The sequence below is a fragment of the Pseudomonadota bacterium genome, assembly GCA_027624955.1.
Lineage (GTDB): Bacteria > Pseudomonadota > Alphaproteobacteria > UBA828 > UBA828 > PTKB01.
Map to the genome: position 1 here is coordinate 1 of JAQBTG010000054.1, position 17,868 is coordinate 17,868.

At 59.9% G+C, this 17,868-nt stretch carries 18 protein-coding genes; 7 read left to right on the forward strand and 11 right to left on the reverse strand.

Annotated features, from left to right (window positions below):
* Together O3A94_15860 and O3A94_15865 are read left to right on the forward strand one after the other, a co-directional pair.
* On the forward strand, window positions 1-531 hold a 531-nt coding region (locus tag O3A94_15860), incomplete at its 5' end, for an isochorismatase family protein (protein ID MDA1357729.1).
* Window positions 532-568: 37 nt separating this feature from the next.
* Window positions 569-1,597 carry a zinc-binding dehydrogenase gene (locus tag O3A94_15865; protein ID MDA1357730.1) on the forward strand — a complete coding sequence of 343 codons (1,029 nt, stop codon included), beginning with the start codon at window positions 569-571 and terminating at the stop codon, window positions 1,595-1,597.
* A 140-nt stretch (window positions 1,598-1,737) separates the two neighbouring features.
* On the opposite strand, the gene O3A94_15870 is transcribed toward O3A94_15865, so the two are convergent.
* Entirely contained in the window at window positions 1,738-2,775 is a 1,038-nt protein-coding gene (locus tag O3A94_15870) for an alkane 1-monooxygenase (GenBank protein MDA1357731.1), read from the reverse strand.
* A gap of 111 nt (window positions 2,776-2,886) precedes the next feature.
* Here O3A94_15870 and O3A94_15875 point away from each other — a divergent pair, with 111 nt between their 5' ends.
* Window positions 2,887-3,903: an LLM class flavin-dependent oxidoreductase gene (locus O3A94_15875; protein MDA1357732.1), complete on the forward strand. Its 1,017-nt coding sequence runs from the start codon at window positions 2,887-2,889 to the stop codon at window positions 3,901-3,903.
* Here O3A94_15875 and O3A94_15880 read toward each other — a convergent pair.
* Genes O3A94_15880 through O3A94_15900 form a run of 5 tightly spaced genes read right to left on the reverse strand, consistent with a single transcriptional unit; the run spans window position 3,900 to window position 10,001 of the window.
* On the reverse strand, window positions 3,900-4,121 hold the full coding sequence (locus O3A94_15880) for a hypothetical protein (protein MDA1357733.1): 222 nt from the start codon (window positions 4,119-4,121) through the stop codon (window positions 3,900-3,902). The genes O3A94_15875 and O3A94_15880 overlap by 4 nt on opposite strands.
* Window positions 4,118-4,327 carry a GDCCVxC domain-containing (seleno)protein gene (locus O3A94_15885; GenBank protein MDA1357734.1) on the reverse strand — a complete coding sequence of 70 codons (210 nt, stop codon included), beginning with the start codon at window positions 4,325-4,327 and terminating at the stop codon, window positions 4,118-4,120. The genes O3A94_15880 and O3A94_15885 overlap by 4 nt, the downstream gene beginning before the upstream one ends.
* A gap of 33 nt (window positions 4,328-4,360) precedes the next feature.
* Window positions 4,361-6,136 (reverse strand): hydantoinase B/oxoprolinase family protein, encoded by a 1,776-nt coding sequence (locus O3A94_15890; protein MDA1357735.1) that lies wholly within the window; start codon window positions 6,134-6,136, stop codon window positions 4,361-4,363.
* A 4-nt stretch (window positions 6,137-6,140) separates the two neighbouring features.
* Complete coding sequence (locus O3A94_15895; protein ID MDA1357736.1) at window positions 6,141-7,922, reverse strand: hydantoinase B/oxoprolinase family protein; 1,782 nt, start codon at window positions 7,920-7,922, stop codon at window positions 6,141-6,143.
* Between the two features lie 3 nt (window positions 7,923-7,925).
* The gene (locus tag O3A94_15900) at window positions 7,926-10,001 is read right to left on the reverse strand and encodes a hydantoinase/oxoprolinase family protein (GenBank protein ID MDA1357737.1); all 2,076 of its coding nucleotides are present in this window, start codon (window positions 9,999-10,001) and stop codon (window positions 7,926-7,928) included.
* Between the two features lie 258 nt (window positions 10,002-10,259).
* On the opposite strand from O3A94_15900, the gene O3A94_15905 reads away from it, so the two are divergent.
* On the forward strand, window positions 10,260-11,588 hold the full coding sequence (locus O3A94_15905; GenBank protein ID MDA1357738.1) for an aminotransferase class III-fold pyridoxal phosphate-dependent enzyme: 1,329 nt from the start codon (window positions 10,260-10,262) through the stop codon (window positions 11,586-11,588).
* On the opposite strand, the gene O3A94_15910 is transcribed toward O3A94_15905, so the two are convergent.
* Complete coding sequence (locus tag O3A94_15910) at window positions 11,585-12,379, reverse strand: SDR family oxidoreductase (GenBank protein ID MDA1357739.1); 795 nt, start codon at window positions 12,377-12,379, stop codon at window positions 11,585-11,587. The two genes, O3A94_15905 and O3A94_15910, sit on opposite strands and share 4 nt — an antisense overlap.
* Before the next feature lie 134 nt (window positions 12,380-12,513).
* On the opposite strand from O3A94_15910, the gene O3A94_15915 reads away from it, so the two are divergent.
* Window positions 12,514-13,638: an FAD-binding oxidoreductase gene (locus tag O3A94_15915; protein ID MDA1357740.1), complete on the forward strand. Its 1,125-nt coding sequence runs from the start codon at window positions 12,514-12,516 to the stop codon at window positions 13,636-13,638.
* 3 nt (window positions 13,639-13,641) lie between these two features.
* Here O3A94_15915 and hisI read toward each other — a convergent pair whose 3' ends face one another.
* The 4 genes from hisI to O3A94_15935 are packed head-to-tail and all read right to left on the reverse strand — an operon-like array spanning window position 13,642 to window position 16,271.
* Window positions 13,642-14,025, reverse strand: a complete 384-nt coding sequence (gene hisI / locus O3A94_15920; protein MDA1357741.1) for a phosphoribosyl-AMP cyclohydrolase — start codon at window positions 14,023-14,025, stop codon at window positions 13,642-13,644.
* A gap of 31 nt (window positions 14,026-14,056) precedes the next feature.
* The gene (locus O3A94_15925; protein ID MDA1357742.1) at window positions 14,057-14,893 is read right to left on the reverse strand and encodes a metal ABC transporter permease; all 837 of its coding nucleotides are present in this window, start codon (window positions 14,891-14,893) and stop codon (window positions 14,057-14,059) included.
* Between the two features lie 2 nt (window positions 14,894-14,895).
* Window positions 14,896-15,753, reverse strand: coding sequence for a zinc ABC transporter ATP-binding protein ZnuC (znuC, locus tag O3A94_15930; protein MDA1357743.1), 858 nt, complete (start codon window positions 15,751-15,753; stop codon window positions 14,896-14,898).
* Window positions 15,754-15,767: 14 nt separating this feature from the next.
* Entirely contained in the window at window positions 15,768-16,271 is a 504-nt protein-coding gene (locus O3A94_15935; GenBank protein MDA1357744.1) for a transcriptional repressor, read from the reverse strand.
* Between the two features lie 166 nt (window positions 16,272-16,437).
* On the opposite strand from O3A94_15935, the gene O3A94_15940 reads away from it, so the two are divergent.
* Entirely contained in the window at window positions 16,438-17,295 is an 858-nt protein-coding gene (locus O3A94_15940) for a zinc ABC transporter substrate-binding protein (protein ID MDA1357745.1), read from the forward strand.
* Between the two features lie 345 nt (window positions 17,296-17,640).
* Window positions 17,641-17,841 (forward strand): hypothetical protein, encoded by a 201-nt coding sequence (locus O3A94_15945; GenBank protein ID MDA1357746.1) that lies wholly within the window; start codon window positions 17,641-17,643, stop codon window positions 17,839-17,841.
* Window positions 17,842-17,868 lie beyond the last annotated feature (27 nt).

Consider the following 17,868-nt stretch of genomic DNA (forward strand, 5'->3'; position numbering starts at 1 on the left):
GACCAGTTCGGTGGCGGCAATATTTCCGAGGCTTGCGACAACACCGTCAAGCTGATTGAAGCCTGCCGCAGCCTCGGCTTGCCGATTGCGCATACCCGAATCGTGTTCAGTGATGACGGCAGCGACGACAATGTGTTCAGCCGAAAGGTCCCGCCTCTCCAGAACCTCTTGGAAGATTCGCATGCCAGTCAGATCGTTGAACGCCTCGCGCCGCGGCGTGGCGAAATTGTCGTGCGTAAGCGCCTGCCCTCGGCCTTTTTCGGCACCGATCTCGCGCCCAATCTCACTCTACGCGGCGTCGACACGGTGCTTATTGCCGGCTGTGTGACCAGTGGCTGCATCCATGCGAGTGTGCTCGACGTCATGTGCCACGGGTTTTGCCCAATTCTTATTAGCGATTGTGTCGGCGACCGCGACTTGGATGCGCATGAAACAAATTTGCGTGTTCTCGGACAGATCTATGCCGACGTTATACCGCGCGACGAAGCTATCGCCGAACTCACCTCTGGCCAGGCGCAGGCCGCCGAGTAAAACAAACCAGCCACCACAATATTGGGAACGAAAGAAAATGAAAGCAGTGATAATTCGCGAACATGGCGGCATCGATAAGCTGCTCTATGAAGATGTCGAGAAGCCGACGGCGGGTCCGGGCGAAGTGCTGGTCAAAATTGGCGCCAGCGGCGTCAACCATCTCGATCATGATTTACGTGAAGGCGTTTCGGGATTCGGTGTCGCCCTACCGCATGTCATGGGGGTCGAGGGGGTCGGCGAAGTGGTAGAGCTTGGCGAGGGCGTTTTGAGCGCCAATATCGGCGACCGCGTCGCCATCGATTTCGCGCAAGGAGATCCGCAAAGTAATATGTGGCTGAGTGGCCTCGACGGCGTGGATTTCTGCCATGGCCGCGTCGGCGTCAGCCAATGGGGCACCCATGCTGAATATACCCGCTGCCTGGCGACCTCATTGATACCGCTGCCGGACGGACTCTCTTATCAAGATGCAGCGGCTTCAGTCGTTGGGTTCGGCACGTCCTGGCATATGACGGTAACGTTGGGACAAGTGCAGGCCGACAAGACGGTGCTCATCAACGCCGCCGGCAGCGTGGTCGGCAGCGCCGCCATTCAAGTCGCCAAGTTGCACGGCGCGCGCGTCATCGCGACGGCGGGCTCGGATGCCAAGCTGGAGCAGGCCAAGAAGTTGGGCGCCGACGAGGTGATCAACTACACCACGCAAAGCATCCGTAAAGAAGCGCTCAGAATGACCGATGGGTTCGGTGTCGACCTGGTGATCGAATCGGTGGGCGGCGACGTGCTGGTACAAAGCATCGACGCTGTGTGCGAGAACGGCCGTCTAATCACTTGCGGCGCCCATGCCGGTGAAATTGTGCCGATCAATATCATCGAGTTGTTCCGCAAACATATGATGCTGCATGGCAGCCATTTTGCCGGCAAGCGCGAAGTGGCGCATGTGCTGAAGTTGGTGGCCGACGGCAAACTCCGGCCGGTCATCAACGCCGTCCTGCCATTCAGTGACGTGCAGGAATCGGCGCGTAAAACCGCCGAGCGCGACGTTTTCGGAAAGATGGTCTTGGTACCCTAATCTCTTTATTGATTTGACCCTCAATCGCCGGGCGGGCGCATCCGCGCCCTTGGCTGCCTCGTATTAACTCGGGCGCGTAGTCACGCTTGCCGGAATGCGGAACGCATTCCGGGGGTGGTGCCGTTTGGACGAGCCTTAAATTATGCCGGATTCTTCGCGCGCATGGCTTCGACGCGGGGGTTCATGATTCGGAACCAAAGCGGCGGTATCAAGACAAAAAGAAATATCGTGGCGTAGCCAAACGGCAGCATGGCTGCGCCATCGACCATGCCGAGACGCTGATATCGCTCGCCGGGGCGCATATGGTGATCGGCGTGGTGCGTGAGGTTAACCAGCAGCCAGCTCGATAGCAGGTGGTCGTCGTCCCAAGAATGATGTGCCGCCACGCGCTCCAAACGGCCATTGTCGAGGCGGCGGCGCTCGAGCCCGTAATGTTCGAGATAGTTGATCACTTCGAGTTGAAATACGGCGACCAGTCCGATGCCAGCCAGCACAGGCACCGCGAGCCAGCCGAAAATCAAACCCACCGCAGCGTACATCGCTGCCTGCGCGACAATGCCGGCAAGCACGCGATTGCGCCACTGACAGGGGCTGCGATTGCGCCGCCGCATGCGCGCCGCTTCGAGGCGCCAGGCTGAGGCAAAGCCGCCTAGCGTGGCGCGTGGAAAGAAGCGGTAGAAACTTTCGTTCAGGCGCGCCGTCGCCGGGTCCTCTTTGGTGCCAACCGTGCGGTGGTGGCCGTGCACATGCTCGACACAAAAATGATGATAGCTGACGCTCACCATCAGCACATCGGCGACGCGGCGCTCGAACCACGATATGCGATGCGTCAATTCATGCGCGAAAACAATGCCGATCGCGCCGGAGACGGTGCCGATGGAGAGCGTCATGCCGACGATTTCCAACGGCGTTAGAAGGTTGTGGGCGAGCGACCATAGCAGCCAGATGATCAATGCCGCCTGAATGGGCAGCCACACGAGAATCGCCACGCGGTGGACCGGAGATTCGGCCTTTGGGTAGCGCCCCGTCTCACCGCGCCCGATCAACATATCCAAGCCGCCGAGAACGGCGAACAAACCAAACGGGGTGATCAAGGTCCAGGCGCCGCCCAGTTGATGGCCGAGAAAAATCGGCGCGAGCACGACCAAAAAGAGGAAGAATGGTAAGGCGTGCGGCATGACGCTCCCAATGCACCTGTCGTCGCGCCATCATAGGGGTGGTGCGCCATACGACCTATCAAAAGCGAAATTAAATGCGACAATAACGGTCGGACCATGAGGAGGCGGAAAATGGCGCAAAAGTGGAAATGGGGCATCCTATTTAGCGGCGACAATCTCACTCTCGACGAAACGGTCAGCTATGCCCGCCAGGCCGAGGACGCCGGCGCCGACAGCTTATGGACAACTGAGCTCGGGCGTGATGCCTTCGTGCCACTCGCCGCCATGGCCAGCGCATGCAAACGCGTGCGGCTTGGCACCGGCGTCGCGACCTATGCCCGCCCACCAGCGATGACGGAAATCAGCGCCATGTCGATGGCAGAACTAACTGGTGATCGTTTCATCCTCGGCCTCGGCACGGCGCCGCCGATGTGGAACGAGAATTGGCATCAATTGACCGTCGACAAGCCGGCGAAGCGGATGCGCGAATATGTTGAGTCGATCCGGCTCATGTGGACGGCGAGCCCAACCAACTCGATCGATTACGAAGGCGAATACATCAAGGTGCGCGACTACCGCCGCATCATGGTGCCGCCCTATCCGGCGCTGCCGATCTTCCTCGCCGCCGTGCAACCCGGGATGCTGCAGCTCAGCGGCGCCATCGCCGATGGATTGATCGCCAATCTACTCAACACGCCGCAATATTTTACCGACATCGTCCATCCCAACGTCAAAAAGGGCCTGGCCAAGGCCAGCCGCCAGTTGAGCGATATCGAACTGTGCTCGCTGAAAGTTTGCTCGGTCGACAAAGACCGCGAACGGGCGCGGCGGCGGGCGCGGCCGCCGATCGCCTTCTATGCCAACCTGCCCTATTTCGACCAGGTGCTCGACCCAGCCGGTTTCACCAAGGAGAAACTGGCGATTCGCGCCGCCATGGCCGAGAACGACGTGCCAAAAATGCTCGACCTTGTGACTGAGGACATGATCGACACCCTGGTCCTCGCCGGCACGCCCGACGACGTGCGCAAGAAATTGGAAAAATTTGAGGGGCTGTTCGAGACCCTCATCCTCTATTGCCCGATGCCCTGGCTCGAACCCGAAGAATCTAAAGCCAACCACGTGGCGATGATCGAGACGTTCGCCGCTTAGCGGATCGAATCACGCATGTGCAAGCGGCGGAAGCGACCGATACGCCAACGCCAAAGCAGATAAATAATGATGCCCGCTCCGCCAGCGGCGACGAGCGCCAGTCCGGGGCCGTCGGCAAACCAGCCGCCAATTGCCGCCAGCGATCCCGCCGTTAGCAGCGGAATTAGAACGCAGCACGCGGGCAGCGCGAGAACAAGAAGCAGGCCGCCGATTTTCATGCCCCGCAGCACCCCTCGCCCTGCTGAATTGGCGGGCATTTCACGTCGCCATAGGAACAAAAAACGCAACAATCCCCGGCCAACGGTTTGAGGCGTGCGCCGCAAGCCGGGCAATCGAAGAAAAAGAGGCAGGCATCGGTCGGCATAGCTTGCTTTGTCTGGCCCCTGCAATGGGGGCACGAGATGGTGGAATTGAGCTCGATCATGCGCCTGTTTACTCCTCTTTGCCCCGACGACAGCTAGAAAGTTGCGCCGGACATCTTAGCGCGCAGCTTTTCGCTCGCCGTTATATCGGCATTGCCGTCAGCGCCGAGGACGATGCCATAGAGGCGCTCTGCCGCTTCGATACTGATCCATCTTTCGCGCGCATCGTGTGCCACATCAGCGGCCGGGCGATCAAGCGGCGAGCCGAAGCCGCCGCCACCGCAGGATACCGAAACGATGATTTCTCCGTCGCGGAGCGGCACCTGGGCGCATGGGTCGAGAGTTTCACTCTCGCCATTGCGGCGCCGCACATATTGCTGCGCCCGTCCACCCGGGCCGCCACCGCGCGCGCCTTTGGCGGCGTTGACGGTGCCGTCGCTGACATAGCCGATTTCGAGATCGCAGCCCTCCGGGCCGAATTCCACCTGCATGCCGCCGCCGCCGCGGTAGCGCCCGGCGCCGCCTGAATCGGTAACGAAATGACGACCTTTGACGAAAATTGGGAACACTTGCTCGTCCACTTCGGTGCTGTCCTGATAACACAGACCGGCATTGCCGACATGGCCGACGGTCACCCAAGCATCCGCCGAGGGCGCCGCCGCGCCGGCGCCAAAGCCGAGAAAAATCTGATTGACGAAGGGCTCGCCGGAATCGGGCTTCAAGCCGGAAATAACGCCGATGGCGGGCGGAATGGCATAGCCCACCTCGGCCATGCCGGCGCCTTCGGCCAATTCAGCGATGGCGCGCTGCACGCCGTTCGAAACATGATCGGCCACATTGGTGGTGGCGACCGAGCAGCTCGTTGGATGCAGCGGAATACCGACCACGCAATTCTCGCGCAACAGCACCCGGATGCGGCGGAAACTTCCGGCGTTGGGCGGCACCGTATGATCGATGGAATTGAATACGCCGACCATCGCCGATGTGCGGGAGCAAGATTCGCTGAGATTAAGGCCGCAGGGCAAGCAATCAGGATTGTCCCGAAGGTCTACCTCGATAATCGCGTCCGCCGGGTCGATGGTGAGCTGGACTTTGACTTCGATTCCATCTTCTGCGCCTGGGAACGGATCATGGGCACTGGATACCGTCATCTTGCCGGCCGGCAGACGCGCGATCGCCGCACTCATGCGCTGCTCGCTATATTCAAACCATTGATAGGTGAAGGCGTCGAGCGTATCCCAACCAACTTCGGCGGCCAACCCCATCAATTCGCGCTCACCAATGCGCGCCGCGCCCATTTCGGCCAGATAATCGCCCCACCATTGCTCCGGCACGCGGATGCGCATTCGGCACATGCGGACGATATCCTCGATGTCCTGGTAATTCTCCTGCACCCGCACGGCCGGAAAAATTAGCGCGCCTTCCTGATACACATCGCGCGCGCCGCCCATATAGGTGGTCGGCAAGGAGTTACCGCAATCGGCCTGATGCGCCTTGGCGACCATAGTGAAGCGGTGGCGCCCCTGGTCGTCCACCACCGGCACCAGGATCGTATGATCGGCCGGATGCGAGCAGCCGTGATAGGGCGAATTATGCAGGAAAGCATCGCCGCGCTTGAGCACGGGATGAAACTCCTGCATCGCGGCCGCCATCAAATCCGGCCCGCTCAAAACGTGGATCGGCAGGCTTTCGGCTGCGGCGAGCAATTGATTGTCGGCGGTAACGATGCAGCACGAAAAGTCACGTGCCGTGTTGAGCACGCCGGAGCGCCCGGTCCGGAAGAGAGTGTTGGCCATCTTGCGGCACACGCCTTCCAGGCGCTTGTTGAGAATGGCGAGTTGCACGCCATCCAGGGGTGCCACTCCGGCCATAGGATTAGCCGCGTTGCGCCGCGCGCAGTGCTTCCGTCGCCGCCGTGTCGATCACGCCGGCGGTGCTGACGACGACACCATATTTATCTTTGGCGGCCGCAACCGATACCCATCTTTCGCGTACGTCATGGGCGACATTTTCAGCCGGGCGTTCTATCGGGTTGCCATAGCCGCCGCCGCCACAGGAATATGAAACGATGGTGTGGCCTTCGGGAATGACAGCCTGAGCGCAGGCATCGAGCTGATGCAAATCACCGTTGAGATCCCGCCGGAACTGGTTGGCGCAGGCGCCGACCCCGCCGCCCCGTGTGCCTTCCGGCGCATGATCGTTGCCGTCGCTGACATAACCGACTTCCATGTCGCCGTCGGTCGGGCCGAATTCACAATAGACTGCCTCGCCGCCACGTGTGCGCCCGACGCCGCCGCTGTCGGTGATAAAATGACGCCCCGCGACGTACATTGGGAAACGCATTTCGTCCAATTCGATGCTGTCCTGATAGGAACCGCCAGCATTGCCTATATGACCGATGGTAATCCACGCATCAACCTGTGGGCCCGCGGCGCCACCGCCCCAACCGAGAAATATTTGATTCACGTAGGGACCGCCCGTCTTTTCACTGGTGCCAGAAATAACGCCAATGCTGGGTGGAATTATCGACCCCGCGCTGGCCATGCCGTGGCCGTCGCCCAATTCTGCGATTGCGCGCTGTACTGAATTTCCCACCCGGTCCGCCACGTTTGTCGTCGCAACCGAGCAGCTTGTCGGGTGGCGCGGAATGCCAACCACGCAGTTTTCGCGGAGATGCATTTTCACGCGCCGGAGCGAGCCGGCATTAGTCGGCACGTCTTCTTGGATAGAGTTGAACACACCGATTAGTACGGAGGATTCGGTGCAAGCCTGGCTCAAGTTGAGACCGCAGGGGAAACAATCCGGATTGTCTCTAAGGTCGACTTCGATCATGGCGTCGTCGGGGCGGATTTCAAGCTCAATCTTGACATCGATGCCCTCTTCCGCGCCGGGGAACGGGTCGTGGCGGCTGTAGGTGGTGATCTTGCCGGCCGGCATCTGGCGAATCGAAGACATCATCAATTGTTCGGAATAATCGAACCATTGCCCGGCGAACTGATCCAGCATGTCCCAGCCAACATCGGCACCGAGGTTGAGCATTTCGCGTTCACCGATGCGCGCCGCGCCGAGGGCCGCCAGATAATCGCCCCACCACTGCTCCGGCACGCGAATGCGCATTTCGCACATGCGTATGATATCGAGATTGTCCTGGTAATCGGTCTGGATGCGCACGGCCGGGAAAATTAGCGCACCCTCGTTGTACACGTCGCGCGCGCTGCCGTGATAGGTGGTCGGGACCGAGTTGCCACAATCCGCCTGATGCGCTTTTGCGACCATCGTGAAGCGGTGAATGCCGTCATCATCCACCACCGGCACTAGAAAGGTGTGATCGGCGGGATGAGAGCCGCCGTGATAAGGCGAGTTGTGCAGGAACGCGTCGCCGCGCTTGAGCACCGGGTGGTACTCCTGCATCGCCTCGCACATCATATCGGCGCCGCGGAGCACATGAATTGGCAGACTTTCCGAGACATTCAGAAGCTGATTATCCGCCGTCACCAGCACACAAGAAAAATCGCGCGCGCTGTTCAAAACGCCGGAGCGACCAGTGCGAAGCAATGTGTTCGCCATCTTGGCGCAAATCGATTGGATACGTTTGTTGAGGATCGCGAGCTGCACGCCGTCGAGCTTGCTACCGTTCGCTTTTTTGCTGTTCGCCATGCTCTAGCTCCCCGTGGCAGGATTGATGATCAGGCTGCCCGATGCGCTACGCACGGCGGACGCGCCGGGGTCGATGACCACGGTCGTGAAAGATGATTCAATGATCGCCGGGCCGGCGACTTCGGTGCCACGTTCCATATCCTCAAAACGCAGCACCCGAGTTTCGACCAATCCACCGTCAGAAAAATAGGCCTGTCGGCTTTTCGGCGCGTCGACCTTGCCAGCTGCCTCGCGGACTTTCCATTTCACGCCATCGCGCAAACGGCAGCGCACACTGGCGCGCCAGCCAACGATCTCGACCTCTGATTTACTGTCGGCGATAGCGAAGAGATTCTCGTGTGTCGCGTGAAAATCGTCTCGCAAATCGGCTACGTCCTGTTCCGAAGTGAAACGACTTCCCTTGAGCGGCACCTCGATTTCCCAAATTTGGCTGGGATAGCGCGCCTCCGCCGTGAACTCGATGATCTGCTCGATCGAGCCGGCGCCCGGCCCAGCGATAAACTCGCGACATTGGCCCTCGAGGCGGGCCAGTAGCGCATTCACGCGCTCGCGATCAAACGCTGCCGTTTGGGTATAGAGCGTGCCGCTGTACTCGGCGCGCAGGTCCGACATCAACGCCCCCGCAGCGCTTAACGCTGCAGCGACATCGGGAATGATGGCCTGCCCGCAGCCGAGACGCCGGGCAATAGCAGTGACGTTGAGGCCCGCCGCACCGCCGCCGCCGATCAGAACAGCGCCGCGCGGATCGATGCCCTGATTGACGGTAATATCTTCAATCGCGTGGATCATATTTTCTGTGGCAACGCTCAAAATTGCAGCGGCAGCCTCGTGCAGGCCGAAGCCCAGCTTATCGCCGACATAGCTTTGAATGGCTTTGGCAGGCGCATCACGGTCGAGGCTCATATTGCCGCCAAGGAAGAAATCGGGATCGATCCAGCCCAGCACCACAGAGGCATCCGTCACTGTCGGCTCGACGCCGCCTTTGCCGTAACAGACCGGCCCCGGCACGGCGCCGGCGCTGCGCGGCCCGATATGGAGGAGCCCGCCTTCGTCAACCCAAGCAATGGAGCCGCCGCCGGCGCCGATGCTTTTAACGTCAACCGCAGGGAAGCCGGTCATGTGGCCGCGGTAAGGCTGGCCGATCCAGGTTTCCCGCGTCCACGGGATGCGGCCGCCGCGTACGAGGCTGACGTCAAAGGTCGTGCCGCCAGTGTCGGCGATAATCGCGGTGTCGGCGCCGCTATCGGCCTGGGCGTAATTTCGCCCAGCGAGCGGCGCCATGGCCGGGCCGGAATTTATCGAATGGATCGGAGATTTGGCCATATCGGCGGCGTCTATGGCACCGCCCTGAGTGGTCACCACGAGCACGCGGCCACCGAAGCCGGCATCTCGCAGGCGCGAATCTAGACTGCCCATATATTTGCCCATCAAGGGCTTTAGCGACGCATCGATCGCGGCCGAAGACGCCCGGCGATACTCGCGCAGTGACGGGTTGAGAGCGTGGGACAATGTGTAAGGCACGCCGGGCAAGTGCTGCTCGAGCAGTTCGCCAATGCGGTTTTCGTGATCCGCGTTGACAATCGACCACAGCAGGCAAACGGCGACCGCCTCGACTTCGGCTACTTTCAGCTTGGCGATGATCTCGACCACCGCCTTTTCGTCTAATGGCTGGCGCACGGAGCCGTCGAATGTAATGCGTTCGGGAACCTCATAGGTCAGCGAGCGCGGCACATAGGGTTGCGGATACGGCACGGTGAAATTAAACGGCTCGATGCGCCCGCCCTCGCGCAGAACCAGAACATCGGGGTGTCCTTGGGTCGTGAGAAAGGCCGTGCGCGCTGTGTTGCCGGTGACGATGGCATTGATCGCATGGGTCGTGCCATGGATCAGCATGTCGCCCTTGGCCAATAGATCAGGCCGCGACAGGCCGTAATCGGCGGCGGCTAGTTCGAGCGTGTCCAGCACCCCAGCAACCGGATCGGATGGCGTCGTTTCTGATTTAAACATGCGGACTTCGCCGCTATCGTCTTCGACCACCAAATCGGTGAATGTGCCCCCAGTATCGACCGCAAATCGCATTGTTCCGCCTCATCCCGCTGGGTCAACGCCATAGGGCGCTTGCCCGCCTACGGTAATTATTGTTTTCCAATTCCGCGCCGCAACTTAGCCCGAATTCAGCGCCACGCCAATAGTGTGATCACACTAGATTGAGGCCGTGTGGAGAGAATTTTGACCACGCGAAACGAGTTCGGATGCATGCCGGTGCGGTCGCACTTGCTGGGGATTATCTGTCCGGGCTATCTTCCAGCGTTAACGCCAGCTCGAAAGGAAAACCAAATGGCCAGCCGTGTTGCCTCGGAACGGGGACGAAATATCGATTTGGACGGCGCCTATCAGGCCGCCGAAGAACGCTTCGCCGCTGCTAACCCTGAAAGCTCGGCGTTATATGCGCGCGCCTGCGAAAGCCTGCCCGGCGGCAATACTCGCACCGGCATGTATTACGCCCCCTTCCCGCTCGGTATGGCACGCGGCGCAGGCGCCTATATGTGGGACCTGGACGGCCATAAATACCGCGATTATGCCGGCGATTTTTCCGCTGGCCTCTATGGTCACTCCAACCCGATCGTTCACGCGGCTGTACGTGACGCGTTGGCCAACGGCGTTACCTTCGGCTCGTCGAGCGCCCACGAGGCGAAGCTCGCCGCGCAGGTTTGCGCACGCGTGCCCTCGATCGAGCGGGTGCGCTTCTGCAATTCCGGTACCGAGGCAAATATAATGGCGCTGGTCACCGCCAACGCCGTTACCGGACGCAATAAGGTCATGGTGTTCGAGGGCGCCTATCATGGCGGCACACTGTCATTTCCGCCCAGCGGTTCGCCGATCAATGTGCCGTTCGATTTTATTCTCGCACCCTACAACGATATCGCCGGCACGCACGCCCTACTCGAGCAACATGGCGACAGCCTTTCGGCGATCCTGGTGGAGACCATGCAGGGCGCCGGCGGCTGTATCCCGGGCGACACGGATTTTCTGGCACTTTTGCGCGAGCAGGCGACACAGCGCGGCGCGATACTTATATTCGATGAGGTCATGACCTCTCGCCTCGGCCCGACGGGCCGGCAGGGCGCGCTCGGAATCATCCCCGACATGACCACTTTGGGAAAATATGTCGGTGGCGGGATGACCGCCGGCGCCTTCGGCGGGCGGGCCGACATCATGGCCCGATACGACCCGCGTGAAAAAGGCCATTTCGTCCACCACGGCACCTTCAACAACAATGTCCTCACGATGGCCGGTGGCGCCGCAGGACTAGAGAAGGTCTATACCCCGGAGGCCGCGACGGCACTGACCACATCAGGCGAAGCGTTCCGCCAACGCCTGAACGCGCTCGGGCAAAAACATGGCCTGCCGTTCCAGGCGACGGGTTCGGGCTCGCTGATGAATATTCATTTCATCTCCGGCGACATTCACAGCCAGCATGACTTAGCTGGGCGCAATCTAACGGCGCTCGACCTCTTTCACTTGGAAATGATCGCCGCCGGCATCTACATCACGCGGCGCGGCTATTTGGCCTTGAGCCTAGCCCTGACGGAAGACGACCATGATATTTTTGTCGCCGAGGCGGACAAGTTCCTCAGCACCTTTGGCGCGTTGATTTCGGCCTAGTCGAGCTTGTCCATCCCGGCATAGGTTTCCAAATTGGCGTCGATATTGATCGCTTGGCCGGAGATATGGCGGCCCTGGTACGAGCAGAGATAGAGCACAAGATCGGCGATTTCCTGCTCTTCAACGCCGGTGCGCATGGAGATGCGGTTCAACACGATCACCTTCATCTCATCCAGTGAGCGCCCGGAAGCGTCCGCCTTGGCCTGCAACACGCGGCGCGCGCGGTCGTTCAAGACATAGCCGGGAAGGACAGCGTTGACGCTGATATTGCGCGGGCCGAGTTCCATGGCGAGGGTATCGGTGAGGCCGATCACCGCGCGTTTGGCGGTGGCGTAAGGCAGGCGCAGTGGAAAGGCGAGACGTCCGGCGGTCGAGGAAATATTGATGATGGCGCCTTTGCCCGCTGCTTGCATCAACGGCACGGCGCGGCGTGCACAATAAAACTGGCCATCGACATCGACGCCGATGGTCGAGCGCCATTCTTCGTCAGTGATATCTTCGACCCGCTTGGTCGGCCCGGCGACACCGGCATTGTTGACCAGCACATCGACGCCACCCATCGCCGCCACCGCTGCATCGAACAGCCGCGCCACATCGTCAGCGCGGCTGACATCGGCCGCTACGGCGCCAATATCAGGACGCTCCGCGGCAAGCGCTTGTAGGTGATCTTCGGCGACGTCGCAGACGAATACCTGTGCGCCGTTATCGGCCAGCGTTTCGGCGATGGTACGCCCAATTCCGGATCCTCCGGCGGTGACCACGGCGCGCCGGCCCTTGCAGTTGATATCCATTTGTAACGTCCCTCTAAAATGCTTTTTTTTAACCTAACCGCACGCGCGCGGTTTGCCGAGAGGGATTGTCATGCCGCCTTCGTACAGCCATAAATGTGGTCGACAAAAACGCGATTGATAAGAGTGGGTAAAAGATGACGAATTGCGATTTTTTGGTTGTAGGCGCGGGCATGGCGGGTGCCTCGGCAGCCTACGAACTGGCCGGATTGGGCGCGGTCATCTTAATCGAACGCGAGGATATGCCGGGCTACCACACCACCGGGCGCTCCGCCGCTGTGTTCACGGAGGCCTATGGCAATCGCGCGATTCGCGGGATTACTTCCGCGAGCCGGGCATTTTACGATGCACCGCCAGAGGGCTTCGGCGAGGACCCGCTGTTGACGCCGCGCGGCGCGCTATTTATCGGGCGCGCCGACCAGCAAAAGACTCTGCAACAGCATTATGACGATTGCCACGCCTTGGTGCCGAGCGTCACCCTGGTGGACGGCGCAGAGGTTTGCCGCTTGGTACCGATCATGCGCCCCGACTATGCCGTCGGCGGGGTGCATGAGCCCGACGCCATGGGCATCGACGTCAACGCCCTGCATCAGGGCTACCTTCGCGGCTTGAAGGCACGCGGCGGCGTGCTGGTGACTGATGCGGAATTGACCAACCTGACCCAGAGCGGCAACATCTGGCGGGCCGAAACCCGCGCCGGCGTTTATCAAGCGCCGGTGGTTGTGAACGCCGCCGGCGCCTGGTGCGATGTCGTCGCTGAAATGGCCGGCGCGCGGCCGATCGGTCTTGTGCCCAAGCGCCGCACCGCCTTTATTTTTGATGCTCCTGGCGACTGTAATACCGACGACTGGCCGCTGTTGGCGGATATCGACGAAGAATTTTATTTCAAACCGGATGGTGGCCGCTTGCTCGGCTCGCCGGCCGACGAAACGCCGATGCCGCCGCAAGATATTCAACCCGACGAACTGGATATCGCCATTGCCGTCGATCGCATCGAGAAGGCGACGACCGTGAAGATTGCGCGCATCCACAATAAATGGGCGGGTCTCCGAAGCTTCGTTGCCGATAAAACCTTGGTGGCTGGATTCGATTCCGAGGCGCAAGGGTTCTTTTGGCTCGCGGGACAAGGCGGCTACGGCATCCAGACAGCGCCCGCCATGGGAACGATCGTAGCGGCGCTGGCGAGTGGCGGCACATTCCCCGCCCATGTTGCCGAGCGAGGCGTCAGCGCCGGCGACCTCGACCCGGCGCGGCTACGCTAGCGGCTATTCGGCTTCTGGTTCGCTGATTATGGCCACACTGCCGTCACGCACAGCGTGGTAAAAACAATTGGGGCGGTTGGTGTGGCAGGCCGGGCCGCTTTGACGGACGCGCAATAGCACGGCGTCATTGTCACAATCATAGCGCAGCTCGACCAAGCGCTGCACATGGCCGGAACTTTCGCCCTTACGCCACAACGCCTGTCGTGAGCGCGACCAATAGCATACTTGGCCGGTGGCCAGAGTTTCGCGCACCGCGTCGGCGTTCATATAGGCGAGCATCAGCACCTCGCCCGTCTCATCGCTTTGGGCGATGGCGGGAACGAGACCGTCCTGGTCAAAACTGAGATCGGCGATGACTTGCGCGGCGACTTCGGATGACGCTTTCATGACCTTCCTATAGGCCGACGACGCGCCAGAATCAATTGGTCCTAGGGCTGATCCCGGAGCGCAGGCGCCGCCCCAGGAGCGCGACCGGCCCTGCAACTACAAGGCCAAGCAGGAATATCACCAAGGCCACAACAACGATGGAGGGGCCCGAAGGCGTGTCCCATTCAAGCGACCCAAACAGCCCGCCAACTACCGAAAGAACACCTGCCAGACTGGCCAGGATCGCCATCTGTTCGGGCGTACGTGCGAGGCGCCGAGCCGACGCGGCGGGAATAATCAGCAACGAAGCGATCAGCAGGATGCCGACGATTTTCATGGCGAGCGCCACCGTGACCGCGACGAGCAGCATGAAAATAATGCTCACCAGGGTCACGCGTACACCCTCGGCGCGGGCCAACTCCTCATGCACCGTCACTGCCAGCAGCGGGCGCCACAACAGGACGATCACGCACAAAATAACGATAACCCCGCTGTAGATCCAAATCAGGTCAAGGCGGCTGACGGCGAGAATGTCGCCGAACAGAAAGGCCATGAGATCGATCCGCTGGCCTTCCATAAAACTTACGGCGACAAGGCCGAGGGATAACGCGCCATGCGCCAGAATAACGAGCAATGTGTCGCCAGCGAGACGGCGCTGGCGCTGCAACAACAACAGAATCGCCACGAGGGCGACCGAACTCGCGACAATTCCAATGGTCAGATCGATCCCCAGCACGAGGCCCAATGCGACGCCCAGAAGCGCGCCGTGGGCCAAGGAATCGCCGAGATAGGCCATACGCCGCCAGACGACGAAACAGCCGAGCGGCCCGGCCAGCAAAGCCACGCCAATTCCGCCCAAGAGAGCGCGCCAAAAGAAATCGTCTAACACGATCAAGCGCCCGGCGGGGGTTCAGGCGACGCCATGGCGAACGGCTCCTTGTTTCGTGCCGCTTCCGGCGACTCTTTGCTCCGTGCCGCTTCCAGCGACTCTTTGCTCCGTGCCGCTTCCAGCGGCAACACCTCACCGGCGAGATCGTGCGCATGGCGGTGATGATGGTGATAAAGCGCAACGCTTTCTGCGGCGCGCGGGCCGAAAAGCGCAACATACTCGGGATGCGCGCTCACTGCCTCGGGCGCGCCCGAACAACAGATATGCCCGTTTAAACACAGCACCCGATCCGTCGCGCGCATCACCATGTGGAGATCATGGCTAACCACCAGAACGCCGCAGCCGCGCGACCGCCGTACGTTTTCGATCAGCTCAAACATATCGATCTGGCCCTGGAAATCGACCTGTTGCGCCGGCTCGTCGAGAACTAGCAAATCGGGATTACGCAGCAAAGCGCGGGCCAATAGCACGCGCTGAAATTCGCCACCGGAAAGCGTCTGCACCTGGGATTCAAGCAATTCTGGGACGCCGACTTCGCCGAGCACTGTGATCATTTCACTCCGCCCCGCCCTCGCCGCCATGCGCAGAAAGCGGCGCACGGTCAGGGGCAGCACCGGATCGAGCGTCAGACGCTGCGGCATATAACCGATAACCAAATGAGGCACTTTCTCAACGCGTCCCTCCTGGTGCGGGATGAGGCCGAGGATGGCGCGAATCAGGGTTGTTTTGCCGGCCCCGTTGGGGCCGATCAAGCTCACGATCTCGTTGCCGGATAATTGCAAATTGACGCCGGAAAGAATGCTGTGGCCGGCCAGGCGCACGCCGAGACCCTCGACCGTAATCAAGCTATTTTTCTGCATAGTGGGCACTACGTTCATTTCACCGCGCATGCCGGGCACTCGCCATGCAATTCGACCATTTGGCGGCGCACATTAAATCCCGCCTGAGCGGCCTGCTGCGCGACTGCCTGCCCAATAACCGCGCCATCCAATTCGCTCACCTCGCCGCATTCCTGGCAGATGAGGAATTGCGCGTTGTGCTGCTCGTCCGAACCGCTACAGCCGACAAAGGCGTTGAGGCTGTCGACTCGATGTACCAGCCCATGCGCCATGAGAAAATCCAAAGCCCGGTATACGGTCGGCGGCCGCACGGATTTCTCGCTTTCGCTTAGTCGGTCCAAAAGGTCGTAGGCCTTCACCGCCTTATGGCTGTCCCAAATCAATTCGAGTACGCGCCGACGCATCTGTGTAAGACGGGCACCGCGCTGTCGGCAGAGCGTTTCAGCGCGGCTGAGCGCTTGGCCGACACATCGGCCATGAGCATGACGCCTGCCATGAAATGCCGCCACCCCGCCCCTTGACGTTTTCACATTTTCCATTCGGTCTCAGCCTCCGGCATCCCGCCCCCCTAGAGGCGAAGGACGGTTTGATGTTGACATAATATTGTTACTTTATAACAATACATTTCGAAGTGCACGCACCGAAGACGTCAAATCGCTAAAATTGCGCTTGCAGGCCCGCAATCGATAGATCGAACAAAACCGCATGACTATTGTTATCAAATTCACTGTTGCCGTGGTGCTCATCCTGGGCGGGCTGTTTAAATTCGTGGCCGCGGAAGCTGTGGAGATGAATGTGGTGGCCAGCATCTTTCCGGTGCATTCACTCGCCGCCGGCGTGATGGAGGGTGTGGGCGAGCCGGCACTTCTGCTGAAAGACGGATTGTCGCCGCATGATTTCAGCCTCAGGCCATCTCACGCACGCCTCCTGCAATCGGCGGATCTTCTGCTCTGGGTCGGCAAAATCCTTGAATTTCCGCTTGCTCGATATGCTGAGAACATGCCGCCCGGACGCTCCTTGGCGCTCGGCAACGGCGCCAAAGCTGGGCAAAACCCGCACATTTGGCTCGATCCGCAACAGGCCAAAGGCATTGTATCAGCCATGGCAGCAAAACTACGTGTCCTCGACCCTGGTCATGCTGCCGTTTATGAGCGCAATGGCGCCACGCTCGAGGCGCGCATCGATGCTTTGGAATTGGAACTGGCAGCGCTCCTGCAGCCGCTGCGCGGCATTCCCTATGTCGTTTTTCACGACGCTTACGGTCCGTTCGAGAGCCGCTTTGGGCTGAACAATGTGGGCGCCGTAACCGCCGAACCCGAAAATCGGCTCAGTGCTGGGCAAGTTCGACGTGTTCGCGCGATCATCGCCGATACGGGCGCACGATGTATATTTCGCGAGCCGCAATTCGAGCCCCACCTGCTCGCAGTCATTGCTGAAAAAAGTGATATCCACATCGGACAATTGGATCCGCTCGGCTGGGGTCTGGCACCAGGTATTAACGGATATTTCCTACTTTTGCGCAATTTGGCGCAAAACTTCGTCCAGTGTTTATCCCGCCCTTAGGCAGTCGGTAACGTCGATTGCGGCGGCAGCACAGGCGACACTGTGACGCACATCACATTATATATCTGTTATATATCATGATATTAACATATAAGTTCGAGTGATTGGTTGAACTCGCGAATAATTATTGACGTTCACTTAGAACTTTATCGCGAACTGTTGCTTATTCGCGTTTCATGTTTCCGAGTTAACCAATTGCTAATAGTAAATTAACAGGTGTGCTTTACGGTATCTTAACCTCGGCGGTATGGGTGTGGGCGGTCGCCACAACGATACGATCGAAAGAATAAGATGAGCGCCGAGAGACAAAAAGGCGCCGAAACAGGCGCCAATAGGCGGGGATCAATGCCAAGTATCGTCATCGTCGATGATCGCGTCACAAACCGGAGAATTCTCTCGCGTTTGGCCAGCGAACTTGATTCGAAACCAGTTGTCGAAACTTTCGGTGACCCGGTACTGGCGCTGGGATGGCTTGAGCAAAACGAACCCGATTTGGTCGTCACGGATTGTCCGTCGTCATATAATTTGGAACAATCTACGGCCTGATCTAAAGGAGGATTTGGCCCACCTGGT

Coding starts and splice junctions, on each gene's coding strand:
- O3A94_15865 (MDA1357730.1), top strand. CDS start 569: ATGAAAGCAGTGATAATTCGCGAACATGGCGGCATCGATAAGCTGCTC.
- O3A94_15870 (MDA1357731.1), bottom strand. CDS start 2,775: ATGCCGCACGCCTTACCATTCTTCCTCTTTTTGGTCGTGCTCGCGCCG.
- O3A94_15875 (MDA1357732.1), top strand. CDS start 2,887: ATGGCGCAAAAGTGGAAATGGGGCATCCTATTTAGCGGCGACAATCTC.
- O3A94_15880 (MDA1357733.1), bottom strand. CDS start 4,121: ATGAAAATCGGCGGCCTGCTTCTTGTTCTCGCGCTGCCCGCGTGCTGC.
- O3A94_15885 (MDA1357734.1), bottom strand. CDS start 4,327: ATGATCGAGCTCAATTCCACCATCTCGTGCCCCCATTGCAGGGGCCAG.
- O3A94_15890 (MDA1357735.1), bottom strand. CDS start 6,136: ATGGCCGGAGTGGCACCCCTGGATGGCGTGCAACTCGCCATTCTCAAC.
- O3A94_15895 (MDA1357736.1), bottom strand. CDS start 7,922: ATGGCGAACAGCAAAAAAGCGAACGGTAGCAAGCTCGACGGCGTGCAG.
- O3A94_15900 (MDA1357737.1), bottom strand. CDS start 10,001: ATGCGATTTGCGGTCGATACTGGGGGCACATTCACCGATTTGGTGGTC.
- O3A94_15905 (MDA1357738.1), top strand. CDS start 10,260: ATGGCCAGCCGTGTTGCCTCGGAACGGGGACGAAATATCGATTTGGAC.
- O3A94_15910 (MDA1357739.1), bottom strand. CDS start 12,379: ATGGATATCAACTGCAAGGGCCGGCGCGCCGTGGTCACCGCCGGAGGA.
- O3A94_15915 (MDA1357740.1), top strand. CDS start 12,514: ATGACGAATTGCGATTTTTTGGTTGTAGGCGCGGGCATGGCGGGTGCC.
- hisI (MDA1357741.1), bottom strand. CDS start 14,025: ATGAAAGCGTCATCCGAAGTCGCCGCGCAAGTCATCGCCGATCTCAGT.
- znuC (MDA1357743.1), bottom strand. CDS start 15,753: ATGCAGAAAAATAGCTTGATTACGGTCGAGGGTCTCGGCGTGCGCCTG.
- O3A94_15935 (MDA1357744.1), bottom strand. CDS start 16,271: ATGGAAAATGTGAAAACGTCAAGGGGCGGGGTGGCGGCATTTCATGGC.
- O3A94_15940 (MDA1357745.1), top strand. CDS start 16,438: ATGACTATTGTTATCAAATTCACTGTTGCCGTGGTGCTCATCCTGGGC.
- O3A94_15945 (MDA1357746.1), top strand. CDS start 17,641: ATGCCAAGTATCGTCATCGTCGATGATCGCGTCACAAACCGGAGAATT.